Source organism: Amycolatopsis sp. NPDC058340, assembly GCF_042723975.1.
Taxonomy (GTDB): domain Bacteria; phylum Actinomycetota; class Actinomycetes; order Mycobacteriales; family Pseudonocardiaceae; genus Amycolatopsis.
The window spans coordinates 193483-213253 of record NZ_JBHXIB010000008.1 but is presented as its reverse complement, the minus strand read 5'-3'; the positions used below and the strand labels follow the sequence as shown (position 1 = coordinate 213253).

The 19771-nt window shown below is 69.2% G+C and carries 17 protein-coding genes and 1 riboswitch; of the genes, 13 read left to right on the top strand and 4 right to left on the bottom strand.

The window, feature by feature from the left end:
* Nucleotides 1–132 precede the first annotated feature (132 nt).
* The 12 genes from ACFWIW_RS13620 to ACFWIW_RS13565 all read left to right on the top strand — a co-directional run bounded on the left by ACFWIW_RS13620 (nt 133) and on the right by ACFWIW_RS13565 (nt 14043).
* Nucleotides 133–1497, top strand: coding sequence for a glutamine synthetase family protein (locus ACFWIW_RS13620; RefSeq protein ID WP_378368714.1), 1365 nt, complete (start codon nt 133–135; stop codon nt 1495–1497).
* The gene (locus ACFWIW_RS13615) at nt 1478–2191 is read left to right on the top strand and encodes a gamma-glutamyl-gamma-aminobutyrate hydrolase family protein (RefSeq protein WP_378368713.1); all 714 of its coding nucleotides are present in this window, start codon (nt 1478–1480) and stop codon (nt 2189–2191) included. Before ACFWIW_RS13620 ends, ACFWIW_RS13615 begins: the two co-directional genes overlap by 20 nt.
* Nucleotides 2188–3552, top strand: coding sequence for an aldehyde dehydrogenase family protein (locus ACFWIW_RS13610; RefSeq protein ID WP_378368712.1), 1365 nt, complete (start codon nt 2188–2190; stop codon nt 3550–3552). The genes ACFWIW_RS13615 and ACFWIW_RS13610 overlap by 4 nt, the downstream gene beginning before the upstream one ends.
* A gap of 3 nt (nt 3553–3555) precedes the next feature.
* A complete protein-coding gene (locus ACFWIW_RS13605) occupies nt 3556–4323 on the top strand; it encodes a 3-oxoacyl-ACP reductase (RefSeq protein WP_125786634.1) in 768 nt (255 codons plus the stop codon).
* 179 nt (nt 4324–4502) lie between these two features.
* Nucleotides 4503–4877 (top strand): hypothetical protein, encoded by a 375-nt coding sequence (locus ACFWIW_RS13600; RefSeq protein WP_378368711.1) that lies wholly within the window; start codon nt 4503–4505, stop codon nt 4875–4877.
* Nucleotides 4878–5114: 237 nt separating this feature from the next.
* Nucleotides 5115–5216: riboswitch (glycine riboswitch) on the top strand.
* Nucleotides 5217–5259: 43 nt separating this feature from the next.
* Nucleotides 5260–8091: an aminomethyl-transferring glycine dehydrogenase gene (gene gcvP, locus ACFWIW_RS13595; RefSeq protein WP_378368710.1), complete on the top strand. Its 2832-nt coding sequence runs from the start codon at nt 5260–5262 to the stop codon at nt 8089–8091.
* Between the two features lie 8 nt (nt 8092–8099).
* Complete coding sequence (gene gcvT / locus ACFWIW_RS13590) at nt 8100–9191, top strand: glycine cleavage system aminomethyltransferase GcvT (protein WP_240594358.1); 1092 nt, start codon at nt 8100–8102, stop codon at nt 9189–9191.
* 17 nt (nt 9192–9208) lie between these two features.
* Nucleotides 9209–9586 carry a glycine cleavage system protein GcvH gene (gene gcvH / locus ACFWIW_RS13585; protein WP_038509617.1) on the top strand — a complete coding sequence of 126 codons (378 nt, stop codon included), beginning with the start codon at nt 9209–9211 and terminating at the stop codon, nt 9584–9586.
* A 1-nt stretch (nt 9587) separates the two neighbouring features.
* Entirely contained in the window at nt 9588–10856 is a 1269-nt protein-coding gene (gene glyA, locus ACFWIW_RS13580; protein WP_378368709.1) for a serine hydroxymethyltransferase, read from the top strand.
* Nucleotides 10853–11854, top strand: a complete 1002-nt coding sequence (lipA, locus tag ACFWIW_RS13575) for a lipoyl synthase (RefSeq protein ID WP_192742740.1) — start codon at nt 10853–10855, stop codon at nt 11852–11854. The genes glyA and lipA overlap by 4 nt, the downstream gene beginning before the upstream one ends.
* Nucleotides 11855–11870: 16 nt before the next feature.
* Nucleotides 11871–13244 (top strand): L-serine ammonia-lyase, encoded by a 1374-nt coding sequence (locus tag ACFWIW_RS13570; RefSeq protein ID WP_378368708.1) that lies wholly within the window; start codon nt 11871–11873, stop codon nt 13242–13244.
* An 88-nt stretch (nt 13245–13332) separates the two neighbouring features.
* Nucleotides 13333–14043, top strand: coding sequence for a FadR/GntR family transcriptional regulator (locus tag ACFWIW_RS13565; protein ID WP_052120855.1), 711 nt, complete (start codon nt 13333–13335; stop codon nt 14041–14043).
* Here the strand turns inward: ACFWIW_RS13565 and ACFWIW_RS13560 are convergent.
* On the bottom strand, nt 14017–15687 hold the full coding sequence (locus tag ACFWIW_RS13560; RefSeq protein WP_378368707.1) for a SulP family inorganic anion transporter: 1671 nt from the start codon (nt 15685–15687) through the stop codon (nt 14017–14019). The genes ACFWIW_RS13565 and ACFWIW_RS13560 overlap by 27 nt on opposite strands.
* 4 nt (nt 15688–15691) lie before the next feature.
* A complete protein-coding gene (locus ACFWIW_RS13555) occupies nt 15692–16021 on the bottom strand; it encodes an ArsR/SmtB family transcription factor (RefSeq protein ID WP_378368706.1) in 330 nt (109 codons plus the stop codon).
* Between the two features lie 100 nt (nt 16022–16121).
* Between ACFWIW_RS13555 and ACFWIW_RS13550 the strand changes: the two genes are divergently transcribed.
* Nucleotides 16122–18062, top strand: a complete 1941-nt coding sequence (locus tag ACFWIW_RS13550; RefSeq protein ID WP_378368705.1) for a transglycosylase domain-containing protein — start codon at nt 16122–16124, stop codon at nt 18060–18062.
* Nucleotides 18063–18146: 84 nt separating this feature from the next.
* On the opposite strand, the gene ACFWIW_RS13545 is transcribed toward ACFWIW_RS13550, so the two are convergent.
* Together ACFWIW_RS13545 and ACFWIW_RS13540 are read right to left on the bottom strand one after the other, a co-directional pair.
* Entirely contained in the window at nt 18147–18803 is a 657-nt protein-coding gene (locus tag ACFWIW_RS13545; RefSeq protein WP_240594351.1) for an O-methyltransferase, read from the bottom strand.
* A gap of 32 nt (nt 18804–18835) precedes the next feature.
* The gene (locus ACFWIW_RS13540; protein ID WP_378368704.1) at nt 18836–19663 is read right to left on the bottom strand and encodes an ABC transporter ATP-binding protein; all 828 of its coding nucleotides are present in this window, start codon (nt 19661–19663) and stop codon (nt 18836–18838) included.
* Nucleotides 19664–19771: the final 108 nt, after the last annotated feature.

Below are 19771 nucleotides of genomic sequence, written 5' to 3'. Positions count from 1 at the left end.
GACAATCCGCCCAGGGATCACCTACCGTCAGCAATGGATAACCAATCAGACCATTGACCGAGTTGACCGGGTTCGGCCGACCCGGTAGGAAGAACCCGCAAAGGTACCGCTTCGAACCTTTAGGTGAGGCTGATGGCGAACAGGCGCGGCATGCTCACGCTGGATCGGCTCCGGGAACTGGTCGAGGACGGCACCGTCGACACGGTGCTGGTGGCGATCACCGACATGCAGGGCAGGCTGCAGGGCAAACGCTGCGCCGCCGAGTACTTCCTCGACGAGGTCGTCGAGCACGCCACCGAAGCGTGCAACTACCTCCTCGCGGTCGACGTGGACATGAACACCGTCGACGGCTACGCGATGTCGTCGTGGGAGACCGGCTACGGCGACTTCGTCATGCGCCCGGACTTCGGCACGCTGCGCCTGCTCCCGTGGCAGGAGGGCACCGCGCTGGTCCTCGCCGACCTCGAACGGGTGCAGGGCGGCGCGGTGGCTCCCTCGCCCCGCCAGATCCTGCGCGGCCAGCTCGACAGGCTCGCCGAGCGCGGTCTCGCCGCCTACGTCGGCACCGAACTGGAGTTCATCGTCTTCGACGACACCTTCGAGTCGGCCTGGGACAAGCGCTATCAGGACCTTCGCCCGGCCAACCAGTACAACGTCGACTACTCGATGCTCGGCACCGCCCGGATCGAGCCGCTGCTTCGCCGCATCCGCAACGACATGGGCGGGGCGGGACTGTATGTCGAGTCCGCCAAGGGCGAGTGCAATCCCGGCCAGCACGAGATCGCCTTCCGCTACGCCGACGCGCTGACCACCTGCGACAACCACAGCGTCTACAAGACCGGGTCCAAGGAGATCGCCGCGCAGGAGGGCAAGAGCCTCACGTTCATGGCGAAGTACAACGAACGCGAGGGCAACTCCTGTCATATCCACATCAGCCTGCGCTCGGCCGCGGGCGAGCCCGTCCTGGCGGGCGACGGCCCCGGCGGATTCTCGCCGCTGATGGAGCACTTCCTCGCCGGTCAGCTGGCCGGGCTGCGTGAGCTGACCTACTTCTTCGCGCCGAACATCAACTCCTACAAGCGGTTCGTGCCCGGGAGTTTCGCGCCGACGGCCGTCGCTTGGGGCACCGACAACCGCACGTGCGCGTTACGGGTCGTCGGGCACGGGGACTCGCTGCGCACCGAGAACCGCGTCCCCGGTGGCGACGTGAACCCGTACCTCGCGGTGGCCGCGCTGATCGCGGCCGGGCTGCACGGTATCGAGAACGAACTGGAGCTGGAGCCGGAGTTCCACGGCAACGCCTACGGTTCCGCCAAGCCGACCGTGCCGACCACCCTGCGGGAGGCCGCTGCACTGCTGGACGGGAGCGAGCTCGCGAGGTCCGCGTTCGGGGACGAGGTCGTCGACCACTACCTGAACGCGGCGAAGGTCGAGCTCACCGCGTACGACGCCGCCGTCACCGACTGGGAGAGGATCCGTGGCTTCGAACGCCTCTGAACCCCTGATCGGGCTCACGTCCTATCTGGAACCCGCGAAATTCCTGGTGTGGGAGACCGAAGCGGCGCTGCTCCACCGGGTCTACGTCGACGGGATCGTCGCGGCGGGCGGGATTCCCGTCCTGCTGCCGCCGGTGAGCACGGCACACGATCGGCTGATGTCCGCCGTGGACGGTCTCGTGCTGGTCGGCGGTGCCGACGTCGACCCGGCACGCTACGGCCAGGAGCAGCACGCGACGACGTACACGAGGCCGAACCGGGACGCGTTCGAGTTCGGCCTGCTGCGGTCCGCTTTGGACAGTGGGAAACCGGTGCTCGGCGTGTGCCGAGGGCTGCAGGTGCTCAGCGTCGCGCTGGGCGGCACGCTCGCCCAGCATCTGCCGGACACTTTGGACAGCAAGGATCACCAGCCCGCGCCGGGGATCTTCGGCACCACTACGGTGACGCTTGCCGCGGGCAGCCGCGTCGCGTCGATCCTGGGTGCCGAGACCAAGGTGCCGTGTTACCACCATCAGGCGATCGACAAGCTCGGCGACGGGCTGGTCCCGGTCGGCTGGGCCGCCGACGGGACCATCGAGGCGGCCGAACTGCCCGGCGACGGGTTCGTACTCGGCGTCCAATGGCATCCCGAACAGAATCCCGACGACATCAGGCTTTTCGAGGCGCTGGTAGAAGCTGCGAAGGAGCGCGAATGACCACCTTCGAGGTGATCAACCCCGCCACCGAGGAGGTGGTGCGGTCGGTCGAGCTGACCTCGGCCGAGGAGACCGACGCGGCGATCGCCCGCGCGCACGCGGCGTTCCCGGCCTGGCGTGCCGTGGCCCCCGGTGACCGGGCGCGGCTGCTGCGCCGGTTCGCCGACGCCGTCGACGCCGACATCGAGAACCTCGCCGCGCTGGAGGTCGCCAACGCCGGACACACGATCGGCAACGCGCGCTGGGAGGCGGGCAACGTCCGCGACGTGCTGACGTACTACTCGGCTTCGCCCGAACGGCTGAACGGCAAGCAGATCCCGGTACCCGGTGGCGTGAACATGACGTTCCACGAGCCGCTGGGCGTGGTCGGGGTGATCGTGCCGTGGAACTTCCCGATGCCCATCGCGGGCTGGGGGTTCGCGCCCGCGCTCGCGGCCGGGAACACCGTCGTGCTCAAACCCGCCGAGCTCACCCCGCTGACCGCGATCCGCCTCGGCGAACTCGCCCGCGAGGCGGGGATCCCCGAGGACGTCTTCCAGGTGCTTCCCGGCAAGGGATCGGTGGTGGGGCAGCGTTTCGTGGACCATCCGGCGGTGCGGAAGGTGGTGTTCACCGGCTCCACCGAGGTCGGCAAGCAGATCATGGCGGGCTGCGCCGCGCAGGTGAAGCGGGTGACGCTGGAGCTCGGCGGCAAGAACGCGAACATCGTCTTCGCCGACGCCGACCTGGAGAAGGCCGCGGCCACCGCGCCGTACGGCGTCTTCGACAACGCCGGACAGGACTGCTGCGCGCGGTCGCTGATCCTGGTGCAGTCGAGCGTGTACGAGAAGTTCATGGAGCTGCTGGAGCCCGCCGTGAACGGCGTCGTCGTCGGTGATCCGCGGCTGGAGGTGACCGAGATGGGCCCGCTGATCTCGGCCGGGCATCACGCGAAGGTGTCGTCCTATGTGGACGATTCCGCGCCGGTCGCCTTCCGGGGCAGCGCGCCGGTCGGCCCCGGATACTGGTTCGCGCCGACCGTCGTCACCCCGCCGGACCTGCGGCATCCGCTGGCGTCCGAGGAGATCTTCGGCCCGGTCGTCGCCGTGGTCCCGTTCGACGGCGAGGCGGACGCGGTGACCATGGCCAACCGGACCGAGTACGGGCTGTCCGGCTCGATCTGGACCCGCGATGTCGGCCGCGCCTTCCGCGTCGCGCGCGGTGTCGAAGCCGGGAACCTGTCGGTCAACTCGCATTCGTCCGTCCGGTACTGGACGCCGTTCGGCGGGTTCAAGCAGTCCGGGCTGGGTCGTGAGCTGGGGCCGGACGCTGTCGACGCCTTCACCGAGACCAAAAACGTCTTCATCAGCACGGAGGAATAAGGAATGGTTCAGCGTTTCGAAGGCCGCGTCGCCGTCATCACCGGCGGCAGCAGCGGGATCGGCCTCGCCACCGCGCGGCGGCTGGCGAGCGAAGGCGCGAAGGTCGTCATCGGCGACATCTCCGCCGAGGCGGGCAAGGCCGCGGCCGATGAGGTCGGCGGCCTGTTCGTGCAGGCCGACGTCACCGACGCCGAGCAGGTCGAGGCCCTGTTCCAGACCACTGTGGACACTTTCGGCTCGGTCGACGTGGCGTTCAACAACGCCGGTATCTCGCCGCCCGAGGACGACTCGATCCTCACCACGGGCATCGACGCGTGGGAGAAGGTGCAGAAGGTCAACCTGACGTCGGTGTACCTGTGCTGCAAGGCCGTGCTGCCGCATATGCAACGGCAGGGCAAGGGCTCGATCATCAACACGGCGTCGTTCGTCGCGGTGATGGGTGCGGCGACATCGCAGATCTCCTACACCGCGTCGAAGGGCGGGGTGCTGGCGATGAGCCGGGAACTGGGCGTGCAGTTCGCGCGGGAGAACATCCGGGTGAACGCGCTGTGCCCGGGACCGGTGAACACGCCGCTGCTCAAGGAGCTGTTCGCGAAGGACCCGGAGCGGGCCGCGCGGCGGCTGGTGCACGTGCCGGTCGGGCGGTTCGCGGAGCCGGAGGAGATCGCGGCCGCGGTCGCCTTCCTGGCGAGCGACGACGCCTCGTTCATCACGGCGTCGCAGTTCCTGGTGGACGGCGGTATCTCGGGCGCCTACGTCACCCCGCTCTGACCCCAGGCAGCTGTCCGTGAAGGCCTCCTTGAGGGACCCAGAGTCCCTCAAGGAGGCCTTCACGGACCTGGCCCAGGGTGTGCGTCACTCGTCCCGGTGGCTGGGATGGCGGCCCGCTGACCTGCGCTGTAGTCCTGACAGCGCGAGCCAGCATCCAGGACCACCCAGGAGGCCCCAGAATGACCCGGCAGATGAGCACCGCCATGCGTGACTGCATCGACCTGTGCAACGAGTGTCACGTCCGGTGCGAGGAGATGATGACGCGCTGCATGGAGATGGGCGGCGCGAAGCTCGGGATGATGATGGTGACCTGCGCGGACATGTCCCGCATGTGCGCCGACATGATGATGCGCTGTTCCGCGATGGTCGCCGACCTCGAAATGATGCGCATGTGCGCGAAGATGTGCGGCCTCGCCTCCCAGATGATGCGCATGTGCGCCGACGAGTGCGCCAAGACCGGCGACGCCGAGCTCGCCGACGCGGCGGGCATGATGACCCGCTGCGCCGAGCTCTGCGGCACGATCACCGCCGAGATGATGATGGAGAACGCGTAACTCGCGTGATCAGGCCCGTCACTCGCGTGATCAGAGGCGGAACTCACGAGTTCCGGCTCCGGACACGCGAGTGACGTCGTCGGTGGGAAGTAGACGGGCGCTGAACACGCCAGGTACGGTGTGCGCACAACTGCAGACAGGGCCGTCGAGCTGGAGCGGGAGAGCCCCCACGAACGTGGTGGGGCACCGAAGGAGCAAACTCCCCGGAATCTCTCAGGTACCCACTACCGCTTCACGCGAGGCCACTCTGGAAAGCAGGCGCGCAAGTGCGCCTCACCCAAGGTGAAAGCCACCCTCGACGGTGGTGAAACTCTCAGGTGCCATGACAGAGGGGGAGTTCCCAGCGCACCGGTCTATCCGGCGCCTGATTGAAGGAGCTCCCTTGACCAGTACGTCCTTCGACGACCGGCACATCGGCCCCTCGGAGTCCGAGCAGGCCAAGATGCTCGCCGAGGTCGGCTACGGCAGTCTCGATGCCCTGGTGCAGGCCGCGGTGCCGTCCGCGATCCGGGTCACCCGCGACCTCGAACTTCCCCCCGCCGCGTCCGAAGAGGACGCCATCGCCGAGCTCCGTGCGCTCGCCGCGCTCAACAAGCCGATGACGCAGATGATCGGCCTCGGCTTCCACGACACGGTCACCCCGGCGGTCATCCGCCGCAACGTGCTGGAGAACCCGGCCTGGTACACGGCGTACACGCCGTATCAGCCGGAGATCTCGCAGGGCCGTCTCGAAGCGCTGCTCAACTTCCAGACCATGGTCTCCGAGCTGGCCGGTCTCGCCACCGCGAACGCCTCCTTGCTCGACGAGTCCACCGCCGTCGCCGAGGCCGTCATGCTGATGCGCCGCGCGTCGAAGGCGAAGTCGAACAAGGTCGTCCTCGACGCCGAGTGCCTGCCGCAGACCATCGCGGTCGTCCGCACGCGTGCCGAGGCCATGGGCGTCGAGGTCGAGGTCCGCGACCTGCTCACCGGCCTGCCGGAGGAGTTCTTCGGCGTCGTCGTCCAGTACCCGGGCGCTTCCGGCGTGCTGCGCGGCGCGGGCTTCTACTCCGCCATCTCCGAGACCGCGAAGGCCGCCGGCGCGCTGTACACCGTCGCCGCCGACCTGCTCGCCCTCACCCTCATCACCGCGCCGGGTGAGTTCGGCGCCGACATCGCCGCCGGTTCTACCCAGCGCTTCGGTGTCCCGCTCGGCTACGGCGGCCCGCACGCCGGGTACATGGCCGTCCGCGCCGGGCTGGAGCGATCGCTGCCGGGCCGCCTGGTCGGAGTCTCGGTCGACGCCGACGGCAACCCCGCGTACCGCCTCGCCCTGCAGACCCGCGAGCAGCACATCCGCCGCGAGAAGGCCACCTCCAACATCTGCACCGCGCAGGTCCTGCCCGCCGTGCTCGCCGCGATGTACGCGGTCTACCACGGCCCGGACGGCCTCAAGCGCATCGCGACCCGCGTCCACGAGCTCGCCGCCGGGCTGGCGGGCGCGCTCCGTGCGGCCGGCGTCGAGGTGGTCCACGAGGGCTTCTTCGACACCGTTCTCGCCCGCATGCCCGGACAGGCCGAAGCGGTCGTCGCGGTCGCGCGGGAGAACGGGATCAACCTCGGTCCGGTCGACGCCGACCACGTCCGCATCGCGGTCGACGAGGTCACCACGCCCGCGATCATCGCCAAGGTGCTCAACGCTTTCGGCATCGAGAACGAGACCGAAAGCGCCCGTGCGCTGCCCGCCGGCCTCGAGCGCGAGAGCGAGTACCTCACCCACGAGGTCTTCCACTCCCACCGCTCCGAGACCGCGATGCTGCGCTACCTGCGCGGACTGTCCGATCTGGACTACGCGCTCGACCGCGGCATGATCCCGCTCGGCTCCTGCACGATGAAGCTCAACGCCACCACCGAGATGGAGCCGATCAGCTGGCGCGAGTTCGCGGGGATCCACCCGTTCGCGCCCGCCGACCAGGCCGAGGGCTACCACACCCTGGTCGAGCAGCTGTCGAGCTGGCTCGCCGAGGTCACCGGCTACGACAAGGTGTCGCTGCAGCCGAACGCGGGCAGCCAGGGCGAGCTCGCCGGCCTGCTCGCGATCCGCGCGTACCACCACGCGAACGGCCAGACCGAGCGCGAGGTCTGCCTGATCCCGTCGTCCGCGCACGGCACGAACGCCGCCTCCGCGGTGATGGCCGGGATGCGCGTCGTCGTGGTCAAGTGCACCGACGAGGGCAACGTCGACCTCGAAGACCTGCGGGCCAAGGTCGAGGCCAACCGCGACACGCTGTCCGCGATCATGGTCACGTACCCGTCCACGCACGGCGTGTACGAGAACGGCATCGACGAGCTGGCCAAGATCGTCCACGACGCGGGCGGCCAGGTCTACGTCGACGGCGCGAACCTCAACGCGCTGCTCGGTCTCGCGAAGCCGGGTGAGTTCGGCGGCGACGTCTCGCACCTGAACCTGCACAAGACCTTCTGCATCCCGCACGGTGGCGGCGGCCCCGGCGTCGGCCCGGTCGCGGTCCGCGCGCACCTCGCGCCGTACCTGCCGAACCACCCGCTGCTGGAGAAGGCCGGTCCCGAAACCGGCGTCGGCCCGATCAGCGCCGCCCCGTACGGTTCGGCCTCGATCCTCCCGATCTCGTGGGCGTACGTCCGCATGATGGGCGCGGGCGGGCTCACCGCCGCGACGCAGGTCGCCGTCCTCGCGGCGAACTACGTGGCCAAGCGCCTCAACCAGCACTACCCGGTGCTCTACACCGGACAGGACGGCCTGGTCGCGCACGAGTGCATCCTCGACCTGCGCGGGCTCACCAAGGAGACCGGCGTCAGTGTCGACGACGTCGCGAAGCGCCTGATCGACTACGGCTTCCACGCCCCGACCATGTCGTTCCCGGTCGCGGGCACGCTGATGGTCGAGCCGACCGAGTCCGAGGACCTCGGCGAGATCGACCGCTTCATCGAGGCCATGATCGCCATCCGCGCGGAGATCGACGCCGTCGCGCAGGGCAAGTGGGCCGCGGACAACAGCCCGCTGCGCAACGCCCCGCACACCGCGGAGACCCTCGTCGGCGACTGGGACCTGCCGTACGACCGCGAACTGGCGGTGTACCCCGCCGGGGTGAACCGCAAGTCCAAGTACTGGCCCCCGGTGCGCCGCATCGACGGTGCGCGCGGGGACCGTAACCTCGTCTGCTCCTGCCCGCCGCTCAACGCCTACGAGAACTGAGGCACTTGATGTCGAAAGAGACGTCCCTGCACGGAGTCCACAAAGGACTGGGTGCGCTGTTCACCGATTTCGCGGGCTGGTCGATGCCGATCCGCTATTCCAGCGAGCTGGCGGAGCACAAGGCGGTCCGCGAGGCCGCGGGCCTGTTCGACCTCTCCCACATGGCCGAGATCGAGGTGACCGGCCCGCAGGCGGCCGACACCCTCGACTTCGCGCTGGTCGGCAACCTGTCGGGCGTGAAGCCGGGCCGGGCGCGCTACACGATGATCTGCGACGAGAACGGCGGCGTGCTGGACGACCTGGTCGTCTACCGGCTCGCCGACGAGAAGTTCCTGGTCGTGGCCAACGCGGGCAACGCCACCGTGGTCGCGGAAGCGCTGGCCGAGCGGGTCTCGGGTTTCGACGCGGTGGTCGAGAACAAGTCCGAGGACGTCGCGCTCATCGCCGTCCAGGGCCCGAAGGCCGTCGAGATCCTCGGCGCCGTCACCGACGCCGACCTGGGCGCGCTCAAGTACTACGCGAGCGTCCCGGCTGTCGTGAAGGGGCACGACGTCCTGCTCGCCCGCACCGGCTACACCGGCGAGGACGGCTTCGAGCTGTACGTCCCGGCCGGGGAGGCTCCCGCCGTCTGGCGCATCCTGACCGACGCCGGCGAGCCGCACGGCCTGCTCCCGGCGGGCCTCGCCTGCCGCGACACCCTGCGTCTCGAAGCCGGAATGCCGTTGTACGGCAACGAACTCAGCCTCCAGCTGAGCCCGTTCGAGGCGGGCCTCGGCCGCGTGGTGAAGTTCGAGAAGCCGAACGACTTCGTCGGCAAGGCCGCGCTCGAAGAGCTGTCCAAGAAGGACGTTCCCCGCGTTCGCGTCGGGCTCAAGGGCTCCGGCCGCCGCGCCCCGCGTCACGGCTACACAGTCCTGGCGGGCGAGACCGAGATCGGCGAGGTCACCAGCGGTGCCCTTTCGCCGACGCTGGGTTACCCGATCGCCATGGCCTACGTGGACCGGGAGCACTCCGAGCCCGGCACCGAGCTTTCCGTCGACATCCGGGGCCGTATCGAGCCCGTCGAGGTCGTCGCCCTGCCCTTCTACTCCCGCGCCTGAAAGGCCCCCGAACCATCATGAGCATCCCCCAGGACCTGAAGTACACGAAGGAACACGAGTGGCTGAACGTCGCCGACGGCGTCGCCACCGTGGGCATCACCGCCTTCGCCGCCGAGTCGCTCGGTGACATCGTGTTCGTCCAGCTTCCCTCGGTCGGCGACACCGTCACCGCGGGCGAGGTGTTCGGCGAGGTCGAGTCGACCAAATCGGTCAGCGAGCTGTACGCACCCGTGGACGGCGAGGTCGTCGAGGTGAACGAGGCCACAACGGACACCCCCGAGCTCATCAACTCGGACCCGTACGCCGAAGGATGGCTCCTGAAGGTGCGTCTGACCGGCGACGTGCCCGCCCTGCTCGACGCCCAGGCGTACGCCGTCTTGACCCAGGAGAACTGACATGTTCAACGCTGCCCTGTCCGAAGTGGACCCCGAGGTCGCCGCGGCCGTCGCCGCCGAACTCGACCGGCAGCAGTCGACCCTGGAGATGATCGCCTCGGAGAACTTCGCCCCGGTGGGCGTGCTCGAGGCGCAGGGTTCGGTGCTGACGAACAAGTACGCCGAGGGCTACCCCGGCCGCCGCTACTACGGCGGCTGTGAGCACGTCGACGTCATAGAGCAGCTGGCGATCGACCGCGCGAAGGCCCTCTTCGGCGCCGAGCACGCCAACGTCCAGCCGCATTCGGGCGCGCAGGCCAACGCCGCCGCCATGGTCGCGGTGCTCAACCCCGGCGACACCATCCTCGGTCTCGACCTCGCGCACGGCGGGCACCTGACGCACGGGATGAAGATCAACTTCTCGGGCAAGCTCTACAACGTCGTCGCCTACCACGTCGACAAAGAGACCGGGATCGTCGACATCGAGGAGATCGAGCGCCTCGCCAAGGAGCACAAGCCGAAGCTGATCATCGCCGGCTGGTCGGCGTACCCGCGTCAGCTCGACTTCGCCGAGTTCCGCCGCATCGCCGACGAGGTCGGCGCGAAGGTCATGGTCGACATGGCGCACTTCGCCGGGCTGGTCGCGGCCGGGCTGCACCCGAGCCCGGTGCCCTACGCCGACATCGTCACCACGACCACGCACAAGACCCTCGGCGGCCCGCGTGGCGGCATCATCCTGTCCCGCCAGGAACTCGCCAAGAAGATCAACTCGGCGGTGTTCCCCGGTCAGCAGGGCGGTCCGCTGGAGCACGTCATCGCCGCGAAGGCTGTCGCGCTCAAGATCGCCGCGAGCGAGGAGTTCCGCGAGCGTCAGCAGCGCGTGCTCGAAGGCGCGAAGATCCTGGCCGACCGCCTTTCGCGCACGGATTGCAGCGAGGCGGGCGTCCGCGTGCTGACCGGCGGCACCGACGTGCACCTGGTGCTCGTCGACCTGGTCAACTCCACTTTGGACGGTCAGCAGGCCGAGGACCGGCTGCACTCGGTCGGTATCACGGTCAACCGCAACGCCGTCCCGTTCGACCCGCGTCCGCCGATGGTGACCTCCGGCCTGCGGATCGGCACCCCGGCGCTCGCGACCCGCGGTTTCGGTGCCGAGGACTTCGCCGAGGTGGCCGACATCATCGCCGAGGCGTTGCGCCCGGACTTCGACGAGGACCTGCGCCAGTCGCTGTCCGCCCGGGTCGAACTGCTGGCCAAGAAGCACCCGTTGTACGCGGACCTCAACCGATGAGCGCGCTCCCCGAGGGGCGCAAACTTCTCCGGCTCGAGGTCCGCAACGCGCAGACCCCGATCGAGAAGAAGCCGCCGTGGATCAAGACCCGGGCTCGGATGGGTCCGGAGTTCACGGAGCTCAAGGGACTGGTCAAGCGCGAAGGCCTCCACACCGTGTGTGAGGAGGCCGGGTGTCCCAACATCTACGAGTGCTGGGAAGACCGTGAGGCGACGTTCCTGATCGGTGGGGACCAGTGCACGCGGCGTTGTGATTTCTGCCAGATCGACACGGGCAAGCCTGCGGCGCTGGACCGGACCGAGCCGCGCAAGGTGGCGGAGTCGGTGCAGGCCATGGGTTTGCGCTACTCGACCGTCACCGGTGTCGCGCGTGATGACCTGGAGGACGGTGGCGCGTGGCTGTACGCGGAGACCGTGCGGCAGATCCACGCGTTGAACCCGGGCACGGGTGTCGAGTTGCTGATCCCGGATTTCAACGCGGATCCCGACCAGTTGGCCGAGGTGTTCGGTTCGCGGCCTGAGGTTTTGGCGCACAACGTGGAGACGGTGCCGCGGATCTTCAAGCGGATCCGGCCGGGTTTCCGGTACGCGCGGTCGCTGGAGGTCATCACCCGCGCGCGTGAGGCGGGTCTGGTGACGAAGTCGAACCTGATCCTGGGCATGGGTGAGACGCCGGAGGAGGTGGCTCCGGCGATGAAGGACCTGGTCGACGCGGGCTGCGAGATCCTCACGATCACCCAGTACCTGCGGCCCTCGCCCAGGCACCATCCGGTCGACCGCTGGGTCAAGCCCGAAGAGTTCGTCGAACATTCGAAGGCAGCCGAAGCGATGGGCTTCGCTGGTGTGATGGCGGGGCCGCTCGTACGCTCGTCGTATCGGGCCGGTCGCCTTTTCGCCCAGACGAAGGCCCACCGCGGCGAAGCGCTGTCGGAGAATTTGGCCCATCTCGCCGCCGAAGGGCCCGCGGCCCAAGAGGCCAGCTCACTGCTGGCCAGATAGGAAGGAGGGCAGATCAATGGCGATCAGCGTCTTCGACCTGTTTTCGATCGGCATCGGTCCCTCCAGCTCCCATACGGTGGGCCCGATGCGCGCCGCATTGACCTTTGTGGACGGTCTGGCGGCGGACGGTGACCTCGCCGCCACGACCCGCGTCCAGAGCGAGCTTTTCGGCTCGCTCGGCGCGACCGGGTTCGGGCACGGCAGCGACAAGGCCGTGCTGCTCGGGCTGTCCGGGGAGCGTCCGGAGGAGATCGACACCGACACCGTGCCCGGCAAGATCGCGGAGATCCGCGAATCCTGCCGGTTGAAGGTGCGCGGTGAGCACGAAATCGTGTTCACCGAGGACACCGACCTGACCATGCACCGGCGGAAGTCGTTGCCGGCGCATCCGAACGGGATGATCTTCCGCGCGTTCGACGCCGACGGAAAGGTGCTGCGCGAGCGCACCTACTACTCCGTCGGCGGCGGGTTCGTCCGCGACGAGTCCTACGAGACCGACACCGTCGTCGTCGAGGACTCGACGAAACTGGAGTTCCCGTTCCGCACCGGCGCGGATCTGCTGAAGCACTGCGAGGACACCGGGCTGCCCATCAGCGAGATCATGCTGCGCAACGAGCTTTCGTGGCGCACGCGCGAGGAGATCCGCGAAGGGCTGCTGGAGATCTGGCAGGTCATGGCGGAATGCGTGCGCAACGGGTGCGAGCACGAGGGCGTCCTGCCGGGTGGCCTGAAGGTGCCTCGGCGTGCGAAGGCGTTGCACGAGAAGCTGCTCGCCGAGGACGGCGTCGGCGACCCGCTGTACGCGATGGACTGGGTGAGCCTGTACGCGCTCGCGGTCAACGAGGAGAACGCCGCGGGCGGGCGCGTCGTGACCGCGCCGACCAATGGCGCGGCGGGGATCATCCCGGCGGTCCTGCACTACTACCAGCGGTTCATCCGGGGTTCGTCGGACGACGGCATCGTGACGTTCATGCTCACCGCGGGCGCGATCGGGTCGATCCTCAAGCAGACCGGCTCGATCTCGGGCGCCGAGGTCGGCTGCCAGGGTGAGGTCGGTTCGGCCAGCGCCATGGCCGCCGCCGGGCTCACCGAGGTCCTCGGCGGTTCACCCGCGCAGGTGGAGAACGCCGCCGAGATCGGCGTCGAGCACCACCTCGGGCTGACCTGCGACCCGGTCGGGGGCCTGGTGCAGATCCCGTGCATCGAACGCAACGCCGTCGGCGCGTCCAAGGCGATCCACGCGGCGCGGATGGCGATGCGCGGCGACGGTTCGCACGTCGTGACGCTGGACAAGGCGATCAAGACGATGCGCGAGACCGGTGCCGACATGAGCGTGAAGTACAAGGAGACCGCTCGCGGCGGCCTCGCCGTGAACGTCATCGAATGCTGATGCCCCGCGTTTAGTCCTCTGGATGCGGTAGTTGCACACGCAAGTACCGCATCCGGAGGACGAATTGCGGGCCGCCTAAACTCGAGTGGTGGAGTCGAAAGCGGGTGACGCGCTGTTCCGCCCGGTGCGCGCGGGCAACGCCTTCGAGGAGACCGTCGAAAGGCTGCTCCAGGCGATCCGGCTGGGCGTGGTGGGCGCGGGGGAGCGGCTGCCCTCGGAGCGGGAGCTCGCCGAGCGGCTCGGGGTCAGCCGGGTGACGCTGCGCGAGGCCATCCGCGCGCTGTCCGACGCGGGTTACGTCGAGTCGCGGCGCGGGCGATACGGCGGCACGTTCGTCAACGACGTCCTTCCCGACCCGCCCGCCGCCGACGGCCGGAAGGTCGACAACGCCACGCTGGAGGACGCGCTCGGCCTCCGGCACGTCCTGGAGACCGGCGCCGCCGAGATGGCGGCTTCGCGTTCGCTCAGCCCGGCCGACCGGCAGCATCTGACGAGCACGCTCGCCGAGGCCGCGGCGGCCGACGTCGGCGACTACCGGCGCAAGGATTCGCGGCTGCACCTGGCGATCGCCGAGGTCACCGCGTCCGGCTCGCTGACCACCGCGATGGCCGACGCGCGGATGCGGGTCAACCAGCTGCTCGACATGATCCCGCTGCTCGAACCGAATCTGGAGCATTCCAACGCCCAGCACGAGGCCATCGTCGACGCGATCCTCGCCGGGGACTCGGAGGCGGCCCGCCGGGCGATGACGGAACACGTCGAAGGGACCGCTTCACTGCTTCGCGCCTTCCTCGCTTGAGGTCAGCAGCGCGTGCGCGAAATCGATGGCGTGCGGCGTATCGGGGAACACCCGGCCCTCCGCGCGGAGCCGGTCCGCGACGCCGAGTTCGTCGAGCACCTTCTCGTGGCCCGGCCTGATCCCCGACACCAGGACCGTGATCCCGCGATGTTCGAGGCGTTCGATGGCGTCGCGCAGGACGAGGGCGCCGGTGGCGTCGATGGCCGACACCCGTGACATCCGGAGGATGACCACCCGGACGTCGGCCACCTCGGACAGCTCCAGCAGGAACTGGTGGGCCGCCGCGAAGACCAGCGGTCCGTCGAGCCGGAACGCGACGATGTGCTCGTCCAGCAGCGCCCGCTCCTCGGCCGCGTGATCGGCGTGGTCGAGCGCGACCTCTTCGACGCGAGCCGCCTTCGCGATCGCCCGCAGCGCCAGCGCGCCCGCCACGACGAGGCCGAGGATGACCGCGGTGACCAGATCCAGGATCAGGGTCGCGCCCGCGGTGAGCACGAGGACCAGCGCGTCACGCCGGGTGGAGCGCAGGAGCGCGCGGACCGAGCCCGCCTCGACCATGCGGACGGCGGTGGCCAGCAGCACCCCGGCGAGCGCCGCGATCGGGATCGTGGCCACGAGCGGCGCCGCCGCGAAGACGATCACCGCCAGCACCAACGCGTGGGTGAACGAGGCCAGCCGGGATTTCGCCCCGGCGCGGACGTTGACCGCGGTGCGCGCGATCGCCGCGGTGGCGGGTACGCCGCCGAACAGCGGGGTGACGAGATTCGCGAGACCCTGCCCGAACAGTTCCCGGTCCGGGTCGTGGCGTTCGTTGACGCTCATCGCGTCGGCGACCGTGGCCGAGAGGAGGCTTTCCAGCGCGGCCAGCGCCGCGACCGCGACGGCGGAGGGCGCCAACGCGCCCAGGGTCGACAGATCCAGGAAGTCCAGCGAAGGCGCGGGAAGACCGTTGGGCAGGGCACCGATACGAGCGACCGGCAGCTGCGCGAAGTGGCTCACGAGGGTCGCGATGGCCACCGCGACCAGCGAGAACGGGATCGACGGCCGCCACTTCGCGCCGAGCAGCATCAGGGCGGCGACCCCGGCCGCGACCGCGATCGACGGCCAGGCCGGATGCGCGGCGAAATCGGCCACCGCCTTCGCCGCGACGACGGCCACCTTCTCGCCTTCCGGGGTGGCGACGCCGAGCGCGGCGGGGACCTGCTGCAACGCGATCACCCCGGCGATGCCCAGCGTGAAGCCTTCGACCACCGGTGTCGGCACGTAGCGCATGTACCGGCCGGCGCGGGCGACCGCGAGCAGGAGCAGCAACACCCCGGCGAGCAGGCCCACCGTCAGCACGCCGCCCGCTCCGTGCGTGGCCATGATCGGCACCAGCACCACGGTCATCGCCCCGGTCGGGCCGGAGACCTGGAGGTTGGAGCCGCCGAAGATCGCGGCCAGCGCGCCGGCGACGATCGCGGTGACCAGCCCGGCTTCGGCGCCGAGCCCGGACGAGATGCCGAAGCCCAGCGCCAGCGGGAGGGCGACGATCGCGACGGTCACGCCCGCCGTGAGGTCGCGCCGGGGAGCGCGTTTGAGCGTCCGCAGGTCTTCGCGTCCGGGCAGGAGCGAGCGCAGTTCCGAAAGTCTCAGACCCGCCACGGCGTCACTCCGCGTCGCGTAGCTGGGCGAGCAAGACGTTCTGGTCGGCCAGCAGCTCGGTGAGGATGCGCCGGGCCGCGCGCAGGAGCTCGACGACGTCGCCGCCGGCGAGCGCGTACACCACCGTCGAGCCGTCGCGGGTCGAGGTGACGATGCCCGACCGGCGCAGGACGGCAAGCTGCTGCGAGAGGTTGGAGGGCTCGACCTCGATCTCGGCGAGCAGTTCACGGACGGCCTTCGGGCCTTCGGCGAGCAGCTCCAGCACACGGATCCGGACCGGGTGGCCCAGCATGCGGAAGAACTCCGCCTTGGCCTGGTACAGGGGGACGGGCATCTGAGCACATTATCAAATGAAGAATTCTTCAAGTCGTGAACCGGTGGCCATCCGGTGACTTTCCCACAACCTTTTCACTCGTTCGGGCGTCTAACCTGGCGTGGAAAACCCGGATGAGGCAGACGCACCCGAGTCGGAGACCACGGCCACCCCGGAGCCGAAACGGAAGAAGCGCAGGTGGCGACGGGTCGCCGCCTGGACGCTCGGCCTGGTGATCGGCATCCCGGTCGTCGCGTTCGGGCTCGCGTACGTCCTGCTCGACGTCCGCAGCCCGCAAGAGGTCCTCGCCGATCTCGACAAGACCGTCGTCCTGCAGAACGCGGACGGCTCCGAACTGCTCAAGGTGGTCCCGCCCGGCGGAGACCGGCTGTTCGTCCCCTACGACGCCGTCCCCGCGAAACTGCGCGACGCGATCGTCGCGACCGAGGACCCGACCTTCTGGGACAACGAGGGTTTCGACCTCACCGGGCTCGGCCGCGCGCTGGTGACCGGCGTCGGCGGCGGCTCGGGGATCACCCAGCAGTACATCAAGAAGTCCACCGGCAACGAGGACGCCACCCTCACGCGGAAGTTCTCCGAGCTCGTGCTCGCCACGAAGATCACCCAGCAGCAGACCAAGAAAGAGATTTTCGAGAGCTACGTCAACATCATCTCGTTCGGCCGCGGCACCTACGGTCCGGCGTCGGCGATGAACGCCTACTTCGGCCGCAAACTCGACGACTCGATGACCTGGAGCGAGGCGGCCTTCCTCGCCGGCATGATCCAGTCGCCTTCGGTGCACGACCCGTACGCCTCCAGCCACGAGCACGCGATGAAGCGCTGGTCCTATGTGATGAACAAGCTGGTCGCGCGCGGCTACGTCAGCCAGGCCGAAGCGGTCACCATGACCTACCCGGAGGACGCGATCCAGGCGCCGTCGGAGACCCGCGCCGGTCGCGTCACCTACGAGCAGTACCACATCAAGCAGCAGGTCCTCGCGGAACTGGAGCAGGTCGGCTACCCGCTCGACCGGCTCCGCGGCGGCGCGATGAAGGTGGAGACGACCATCGATCCGCGTGCCCAGGCCGAAGCCGAGAAGGCGGTCAAGGAGCGGTTGAAGGGGCAGCCGGACCACTTCCGCGCGTCGCTGGTCGCCGTCGAACCCGGGACCGGGGCGATCCGCGCCTACAACGGCGGCGGCTGGAGCGTGCACGACTACGCGGGCACGCCGTACGGCACCGGCTCGACGTTCCAGCCGTTCATCCTCGCCGCCGGGCTCGAACGGGGCGTGAACGTGGACGAACCGGTGAAGGCGCCCGCGTCGGTCGACTTCCTGGGCGAGACCTTCGAGTTCCAGGACCAGTGCGGCGAAGCCGGGAAGTGCACGCTGCGCGAGGCGATGGGGAAGGGCACTCAGGGCCTGTTCGTGGACCTGGCGAAGAAGCTCGGCGCCGAAGCCGTCCGAGACGGCGCCCGGGCGGCCGGGATCCCCGAAGCCGTCGACGGTGTCGTGACCCTGCGCGAGAAGGACGGGTTCCTGATCGGACCGGGGATCGCGGTCGGCCGGTATCCCTTACGCCCCAGTGACATGGCGGGTGCCTACGCGACCTTCGCCGCCGACGGCATGCGCGCCACCCCGCATCTGGTGTCGAAGATCCGGGACGAGAACGGCGAAGTTGTCTGGGAACGGCCGTCGGACAAGACGCCCGCGTTCCAGGGGGACGAGGCGCTGAGCCGCCGGATCGCGGGCACGATGAGCCAGGTGCTGGCCACCGGTCTGAAGGATCGCCCGGCGGCGCTGAAGACCGGCGAGTTCCAGTTCAACGAGACGGACGACAACGCGGGCGGCTGGGCGGCCGGGTACACGCCGCAGCTCGCGACCGCGGTCTGGGTCGGCTCCGACGAGCCGCGCCGGATGCGGGACGCCGCCGGCGAGAAACTGACCGGCAGGACCCTTCCGGCGGACATCTGGCAGCGCTTCATGAACGGTGTCCATCGAGGACAGCCGGCGCGGTGGCCGGACGGCTCGGGGCCACGGCCCGCCACGACGGCACCGCGGTGAGGCCTGGGCTCAGGTGGTCGTGAGTGGTAAAGAGCGTTCTAACGACACTTACCACTCACGACCCACTGGACCGAGGCGGTTCCGTCAGGGCTTCACGAGCACGACGGTCAGCCCGTCGTAGCCCTTGCTGCCCACCGTCTGGATCGCCGTCGCGTCGACGCGGGGTTCGGCGGCGATCATCTCGTGCAGCCGCCTGATCCCTTGGATGTTCGGGTCTTCGCTGGCGGCGTCGGTCACCGCGCCACCGCGGACGACGTTGTCGACCACGATCACGCCGCCGGGCCGGACGAGCTTCAGCGACGCTTCGAAGTAGGCCGGGTTGTTGGCCTTGTCGGCGTCGATGAACGCCAGATCGATCGGGCCCTCGACCGACGGCAGCAGGTCCAGCGCCTTGCCGACCCGGACGTCGACCAGCCCGCCGAGCCCGGCCGCTTCGATGTTGCCGCGCGCGACCTCGGCGTGCTTCGGGTCGTATTCGAGGGTGACGAGCCTGCCCTGCGGCGGCAGGGCGCGGGCGAGCCAGATCGTGCTGTACCCGCCGAGCGTGCCGATCTCCAGGATGGACCGGGCGCCGATCATCCTCGCCATCAGGTTGAGCAGTTTGCCCTGATTCGGCGCGACGGCGATCGAGGGCAGCCCGGCCTCGTCCGACGCCTGCCGCGCGCCTTCGAGGGCGGGGTCGGACGGGACGAGCACCCCGGACAGATAGTCGTCCACTTCGGACCACAGTTGCTGTGACATGGCACCTCCGCCGCCAACCTACTCCGAGGCGGTCAGGCGGCGCGGCGTCCGGCTTTCGGGATCACCAGCGGGGTACCGGTCTCCGGGCACGGCATGACCCGGCAGGGCAGCTCGAAGATCTTCTCGACGTTGGCCGCGGTCACGACCTCTTCGGGCGCTCCGGTCGCGAGGACCTCTCCGCCGCGCATCGCGATCATGTGCGTCGCGTAGCGGGCGGCGTGGTTGAGGTCGTGCAGCACCGCGACCAGCGTCCGGCCCTGCTCCTGGTGCAGTTCCGCGCACAGATCGAGGATGTCCATCTGATGCGCGATGTCCAGATAGGTCGTCGGCTCGTCGAGCAGCAGGAGATCGGTCTCCTGCGCGAGGGCCATCGCCATCCACACGCGCTGCCGCTGGCCACCCGAGAGTTCGTCGACCAGCCGCTCGGCGAGGTCGTCGACACCGGTGGCGCGCATGGACTCCGCGACCACGGTGGCGTCCTCACGGGACCACTGGCGCAGCAGGCGCTGATGCGGGTACCGGCCGCGCGCGACGAGGTCCGCGACGGTGATGCCGTCGGGCGCGATCGAGCTCTGCGGCAGCAGGCCGAGCCGCCGGGCGACCTCTTTCGCGGGGAAGGAGCTGATCACCTGGCCGTCGAGGAACACCGAGCCCTGGCGCGGTTTGAGCATCCGCGCGAGCGCGCGCAGCAGGGTCGTCTTGCCGCAGGCGTTCGGTCCGACGATGACGGTGAACGACCGGTCGGGGATGACCACCCCGAGGTCTTCGGCCACGGTCCGGCCGTCGTAAGCGAGCGTCAGCGCGTCCGCGTGCAGGCGGGACGTCGTGCTCTGCTCGGTGAGGGTTTCCACGGTCTCCACGCAGGTTAGGCTAACCTAGGAGTCCGCCGTTGTGGTGTTCCGTAGGTCGCAGTCGTGCTTCGATGGCATGATCCGCGGTGCAATCGTATGAATGCACTCGGTGCGATC